A 6,239-nucleotide genomic window follows, 5' to 3' on the forward strand; every position below is an offset into this window, starting at 1 on the left:
GTAACCCGATCACTGTAGTCCAGAGCCACAAAAATTCATTGTCGATTTTCCGGTGGAGACACCGCCCACAGGGTTTTATGCTCAGCCCATGAACATACAGACCGCTTTACTGCCGCCCCATGCTGAAATGGTTCGCGCCATGCTCGAACGCGACACTGCCTACGAGGGGGTGTTCTTCACGGCCGTGAAAACCACCGGGATTTTTTGCCGTCCCGGCTGTACGGCGCGTTCGCCAAAACCAGAGAACGTCGAGTTCTTTGCGCACGCCGATGAATGCCTGGCAGCGGGTTATCGCGCGTGTCTGCGCTGCAAGCCGCTGGACGCTGCGGCCATCGCGCCCGACTGGGTACAGACGCTGCTGAAGTCGGTGAATGCCGATCCCGAGCAGCGCTGGACCGACACCCAGTTGCTGGCCGAGGGCATCGAGCCGTTGAAACTGCGGCGCTGGTTCAAGCAGCATTTGGGCATGACCTTTCACGCCTGGCTGCGCACGCGCCGTCTCGGCATGGCGCTGGGCGGGATCAAACAGGGCGATTCCATCGACAGCGCGGCATTCGACTCGGGATATGAATCCCTCAGCGGTTTCCGTGACGCCTTTCAAAAGTCGTTCCACATCACCCCGGGCCGAGCCGCGCAGAGTGAACCGTTGCTCTACACTCGACTGACCACACCACTGGGGCCGATGATCGCCATGGCCGAGCGCCGTGGACTGGTGCTGCTGGAATTCCTCGACCGTCCGGCGTTGACCCGTGAAGTCGAAGAACTGCAGAACCGATATGGCTACGCGGTCGCGCCAGGGCACAACGCGCATCTACAGCAGATCGAGGTGGAACTGGCGCAGTATTTCGCCGGCAAACTCACCGAGTTCACCGTCGCGCTGCACCTGCCTGGCAGTGAATTCGCCCGGCAGGTCTGGGGTGAATTGGCGAAGATCCCGTACGGCAAGACCAGCACCTACGGCAACATCGCCAGGCTGTTGGGCAAACCCGGTGCCAGTCGGGCGGTGGGCCTGGCCAACGGGCACAACCGACTGGCCATCGTGGTGCCTTGCCACCGGGTCATCGGTGCGGATGGCTCGCTGACCGGCTATGGTGGAGGACAACCGCGCAAGGCGTTTCTGCTCCGGCTGGAAAACGCAGCGATGCTGGTCACCCAACAACTGGCGTTCTGATTGCCTCAACCGTCATCAGGAAGGACATTCGATGGACACACAATTCCACCAACTGCACCACGAAGGCTTGTTGATCCTCACCAACGTCGCGGATGCCACCGGGGCCCGTATCGTCGAGCAACTGGGCTGCAAAGCCGTCGCCACCAGCAGCGCGGCGGTGGCCTGGGCTCATGGTTATGCGGACGGTAATGCCCTGCCCCTCGAACGACTGGTATCGACCGTCGAGTCCATCGTCCGCGTGATTTCGTTGCCGTTGACCGTGGACGTCGAGGCTGGCTATTCCGATGACCTGACGCGGGTTGCCCAAGTGATTGAGGCAGTAATTGCCGCCGGGGCGGTCGGGATCAATATCGAAGACGGTGCGTCTGCGCCCGAGTTGCTGGTGCGCAAGATCGAGGTGGCGCGCAAGGTTGCTGATCAGCGCAATGTGAAGCTGTTCATAAATGCCCGCACCGATGTGTACCTGCGAGGATTGGTGCCGGCCGAAGATCGCGTCGCCGAAACACTCAAGCGCGCCGCGCTGTATCAAGCGGCGGGTGCCGACGGGCTGTTTGCCGCGGGTGTCTCGGCGGAGTATGAAATCGCCGCGTTGTGCCAGGGCACGACGTTGCCGGTGAATGTGCTTGGGCTGCCGGGGTTGCCATCGCTTGAAGCATTGAAAGCACTGGGCGTGAGGCGTTTGAGTGCCGGTTCGGGCATCGCCGAGTTTTTGTATGGCGCCATGGCCGGGCTGGCCAAGAGCTTTCTGGAGACCGGCAAACTCGATAGCAGCCACCTCAAGGCTTTTACTTACGGTGAAGTTAACGCCTTGCTGAAATCAACCGGAAACACTTGATCGCCATGCCCGATCCCTATCTGCCGGCGACCCGGTTTTTAGCGTCCCTCGACGCAGACTGGGCGCGCCACATCGCGGCCATCGGTCCGTGCCTGCACCAGCCCCATGCGGCTCGCGATCCGTATGAGTCGCTGGTGCGGGCGATTGCCTATCAGCAACTGCACGCCAAGGCCGGGGATGCGATTGTCGGGCGGTTGCTGGCCCTGTTTCCGTCGGTGGCATTCCCACGGCCGGAACAGATACTGGCGACCGGGTTTGATCAGATGCGTAGTTGCGGGTTTTCGGCGGGCAAGATCGCGACCATTCAGGGGATTGCCCAAGCAACGCTGGACGGCGTGGTGCCGGAATATGCGACGGCGTTGGCGATGGAGGATGAGGCGTTGATCGAGCGCTTGATCACCTTGCGCGGGGTCGGCCGCTGGACGGTTGAGATGCTGCTGATTTACAGCCTCGAACGGCCGGATATTCTGCCGGCCGATGATTTTGGCGTGCGTGAAGGGTATCGCCGGCTGAAGGGGCTGGAGGTGCAGCCGACGCGTAAGCAAATGGTAGAGATCGGGGTGGCGTGGAGCCCGTATCGGACGGTGGCGGCGTGGTATTTGTGGCGGGTGCCTACCAGATAGACCGCGTTATCGTTCATCGCGAGCAGGCTCACTCCTACACTGGATCTCCAGTGTCCACAAATCCCCTGTAGGAGTGAGCCTGCTCGCGATGGCGGAATCACATTCACCACATTACTCAAGGCCAATCACAACCCCGACTTCAACCGACTAAACGCCCGAATCAACGCCCGGTTAAACACCTTCCCATTGTCGTTCTTGCTATACAGCGATGCCCTCACCTGCTCCGACGGATACGTCCCCGGGTCATTGCGAATCGCCGGATCAATCAAGCCATCCGCCGCTGTAATGGCGTTGGCGTAGTGAATGGTGTCAGTGATCGGCGCGATCACTTCAGGCGTCATCAGATAATCCATCAACGCCAGCCCCGCCTCGGGGTGTGGCGCGTCCTTGGGAATGACCATGGCGTCAAACCAGATCAAGGTGCCTTCCTTGGGTATCCGGTAGTTCAACGTGAACGGTTTCTTCGCCGCCTCGGCCTGCCCCGCGGCGATCGCCACGTTGCCGTTCCACGACATCGCCACGCAGGTGTTGCCGTTGGCCAGGTCGCTTATGTTCAAGTCATTGTCGAAGTAGCGGATATACGGGCGGATCTTCGCCAATTGCTGCTCGGCCAGCTTCAGGTCATCGAGGTTCTGGCGGTTGATGTCCAGGCCCATGTACTTCATGACCGCCGCAAACACCTCGTTGGGATCGTTGAGCAGGCTGACTCCGCAACCGGCAAATTTCGACACCACGGCGGGGTCGAACAGCATCGCCCAACTGTCCCGGGGCGCGTCGGGTAAGCGCTGCTTCACCGCCTCTTCCTGATAGCCGACGCCGGTGGTGCCCCAGGCATAGATGCCGGCGTAGCGATTGCCCGGATCAAACACCGCCATGTGCTGACGGAACTCCTCGCCGACGCCTTGAAAATGCGGCGTATGCTTGCGGTCCAGCGTCTGGATCGCGCCGCTCTGGATCGCCCGGGACAAATGCTGTCCCGCCGTCAGCACCAGGTCATAACCGCTGCGACCCGTCAGCAATTTGGTCTCGACGGTTTCCAGTGAATCGAAGTGATCGGCGACCACATGGATGCCGGTTTTCTTCTCGAAATTGGTCAGCGTATCCGGCGCCAGGTACTCGCCCCAGATGTACAGGTTGACCACCGGTTTGGCGGTGTCGGCGGCCTGCACACACAGGGGTGCAAGCACCAGCAATAACGCTTGAGTCAGTTTGTGCAGGCCCATATTCAAACTCCCTTTTTGTTGCTGGCAGGCGCCGCGTATTGCGGCATGGTGATGCAAGCAACGTTGCCACCACCAAGGAGGATCTCCCGGGAGTTTTCAATGCCGACGATTTTGTGCTGCGGGAACAGCTCGGCGAGGGTCGCCATGGCGGCCTGATCGTTGCGGTCACCGAACAACGGCACCACGATCGATGTATTGCCGGCGTAGTAGTTGATGTACGACGCGCAGATTTGCGTCCCGGCCTGACGCGTGTGCGTGCTGTCTTGCTGATCCAGGCCTTCGGCTTCTTCGGCGGTCCACTCCAGCACGTCCGGTTGCGGCAGTTTGTGCACGATCAGCTCGCGGCCACGGCTGTCGCGGGTGCTGCGCAGGATGTCGTAGGCCTCCTGATAGATTTCCCACTGCGGGTCATCGCGGTTGTCGGTCCATTGCAGCACCACTTCGCCGGGACGCACGAAACAGGCGAGGTCATCGACGTGACCGTCGGTTTCGTCGAATTTGCAGCCCCGAGGTAGCCAGATGATTTGCTCGGCGCCGAGGTAATCGGTCAGGCGTCGCGTGACTTCATCCTTGCCCAAATGCTGGTTGCGATTGCGGTTGAGCAGGCATTGCTCAGTGGTGAGGATGCTGCCTTCACCGTCACTCTGGATCCCGCCCAGCTCGGCGATCAGCGGCGCACGGTAACGGTCGAAACGTTCGATTTCGAGAACCTTGCTGGCGATCTGATCGTCCTTGTCCCACGGGTAGTACAAACCACCGTCGAGACCGCCGTAAGCGTTGAATTCGAAGTCGACACCGCGCACTTCACCGCTGTTGTCATTCACCACGAAGCACGGGCCGCTGTCGCGGAACCAGGTGTCGTTGCAGGTCATTTCCACCACACGTACTTGCGGCGGCAACTGGCGGCGGGCCGTGGCGAACTGCGTGGCAGAGGCGCAAACGGTGACCGGTTCACTGTGCGAGATCGCGGTGACAATTTGCACCCAGACTTTCTGCGCCGGCTTGGCGCCATTGCGCCACACGTCGGTTCGCTCCGGCCAGCCGAGCCAGCAACCGGACTTGGTTTCGAATTCGCCGGGCAAACGGAAACCGTCTTGTTTAGGGGTTGAATCGAGCAAACGTGCCATGGTCAAACCTCATCAGCGGGGATTGGAATGACCACAGGCTAAGGTTGCTGGCGCCTTGCTCGCCAACGACGATTATTTCGGAACAGTTGAATTCAACTCATCAATCGATCAGTTGATCGTTGAACCATTCCAGCATCTGCGCCACCGCCGGACGCTCCAGCCGCACTCGTTCGCACACCAGCGCGTATTGCCCGAGGGCGGTCATGCTGGAGGTGAACGGCCGGACCAGACGACCGCTGAGCAAATCTTCCTGTGCTGTCAGGTTATCGCCCATCGCCACGCCCTGCCCTTGGGCTGCCGCTTCCAGTGCGAGGCCGGCATGTGCGAAATACAACTGTCGCTCGGGGCGCTGGTCACCGGCATGGCTGGTCAGCCAGGCAGTCCAGGTCTTGCCGTCCTGGTCATCGTGCAGCAGGCAATGGCGTGCCAGATCCCTGGGCGCTTTGAGTGTGCCCTGATTGAACAGGCCGGGGCTGCACACCGGAAAGAACTGCAATGCCGGCAATGGCCTGACAAAGTACGCACTACTGTCCACCGGACCGGTGCCGTAGGTGATCGCCAAGTCGATGTCTTCCCCCGGCGCCGTTGCATCGATCGGTTGTTCGTACAGGTGCAAGGTGATGTGCGGATAGCGCGCGTAGAAATCCGTGAGGCGGCTCATCAACCACTTTTGGGCCAGTTCGGCGGTAACAGCCAGACGCAACACCGCCAGCGATGACGGATCGCGCAACTCATCGCAGGCATCGCCGATCAGTTCAAAAGCCTGCTGCAAACTTTGCATCAGCCGCCCGGCAGCCATGGTCGGGCGAATCTGCCGGCCTTCGCGGATGAACAGCGAAACGCCCAAGTGTTCTTCGAGTTGGCGGATTTGGTGGCTGACAGCGCTGTCGGTGACACACAACTCAACGGCAGCCCGGCCGAAGTGCGCGTGGCGGGCGGCGCATTCGAAGGTTCGCAGTGCTGCCAGTGAAGGTAGTCGTCGCATGAGTCAGCCCCGGTGGTGAAGGCGCTCATGCTGCCTTGGCCATTAGCGGGCGTCCAGCAAGACCGCGTCATCGTTCATCGCGAGCGAGCTCGGCTCCTACAGTTGATCTTCAGTGTTCACAAAACCAATGTAGGAGCCGGGCTTGCCCTAATGCCGATCAGTTAAGCCATAACGCGATCCGTAGCAGCTGGCGAAGCCTGCGTTCGGCTGCGCAGCAGTCGTAAAACCTGAGTTTGCGGTCTTCCTGAAACACTGCATCGTCTGATTTCGCGACT

General features: G+C 60.6%; 6 protein-coding genes. 3 read left to right on the forward strand and 3 right to left on the reverse strand.

All coding sequences use genetic code 11. The features are described from left to right. Positions 1 to 88: 88 nt before the first annotated feature. Genes KGB06_RS26035 through KGB06_RS26045 form a run of 3 tightly spaced genes read left to right on the forward strand, consistent with a single transcriptional unit; the run spans position 89 to position 2,629 of the window. The gene (locus KGB06_RS26035; RefSeq protein WP_223520930.1) at positions 89 to 1,171 is read left to right on the forward strand and encodes a bifunctional transcriptional activator/DNA repair enzyme AdaA; all 1,083 of its coding nucleotides are present in this window, start codon (positions 89 to 91) and stop codon (positions 1,169 to 1,171) included. Positions 1,172 to 1,202: 31 nt separating this feature from the next. Next, on the forward strand, positions 1,203 to 2,006 hold the full coding sequence (locus tag KGB06_RS26040) for an isocitrate lyase/phosphoenolpyruvate mutase family protein (RefSeq protein ID WP_223520932.1): 804 nt from the start codon (positions 1,203 to 1,205) through the stop codon (positions 2,004 to 2,006). 5 nt (positions 2,007 to 2,011) lie between these two features. Continuing rightward, on the forward strand, positions 2,012 to 2,629 hold the full coding sequence (locus KGB06_RS26045; protein ID WP_223520934.1) for a DNA-3-methyladenine glycosylase family protein: 618 nt from the start codon (positions 2,012 to 2,014) through the stop codon (positions 2,627 to 2,629). Positions 2,630 to 2,754: 125 nt separating this feature from the next. Here the strand turns inward: KGB06_RS26045 and KGB06_RS26050 are convergent, their stop codons facing one another. From KGB06_RS26050 to KGB06_RS26060, 3 genes are all read right to left on the reverse strand, one after another. Continuing rightward, entirely contained in the window at positions 2,755 to 3,852 is a 1,098-nt protein-coding gene (locus KGB06_RS26050; protein WP_223520936.1) for an extracellular solute-binding protein, read from the reverse strand. A 2-nt stretch (positions 3,853 to 3,854) separates the two neighbouring features. Further along, complete coding sequence (gene aguA, locus KGB06_RS26055) at positions 3,855 to 4,979, reverse strand: agmatine deiminase (RefSeq protein WP_223520938.1); 1,125 nt, start codon at positions 4,977 to 4,979, stop codon at positions 3,855 to 3,857. A 100-nt stretch (positions 4,980 to 5,079) separates the two neighbouring features. After that, positions 5,080 to 5,964 carry a LysR substrate-binding domain-containing protein gene (locus tag KGB06_RS26060; RefSeq protein ID WP_223520940.1) on the reverse strand — a complete coding sequence of 295 codons (885 nt, stop codon included), beginning with the start codon at positions 5,962 to 5,964 and terminating at the stop codon, positions 5,080 to 5,082. Positions 5,965 to 6,239 lie beyond the last annotated feature (275 nt).

It is taken from the genome of Pseudomonas sp. GL-B-19 (assembly GCF_019956415.1).
In the GTDB taxonomy this organism is placed as follows: Bacteria; Pseudomonadota; Gammaproteobacteria; order Pseudomonadales; family Pseudomonadaceae; genus Aquipseudomonas.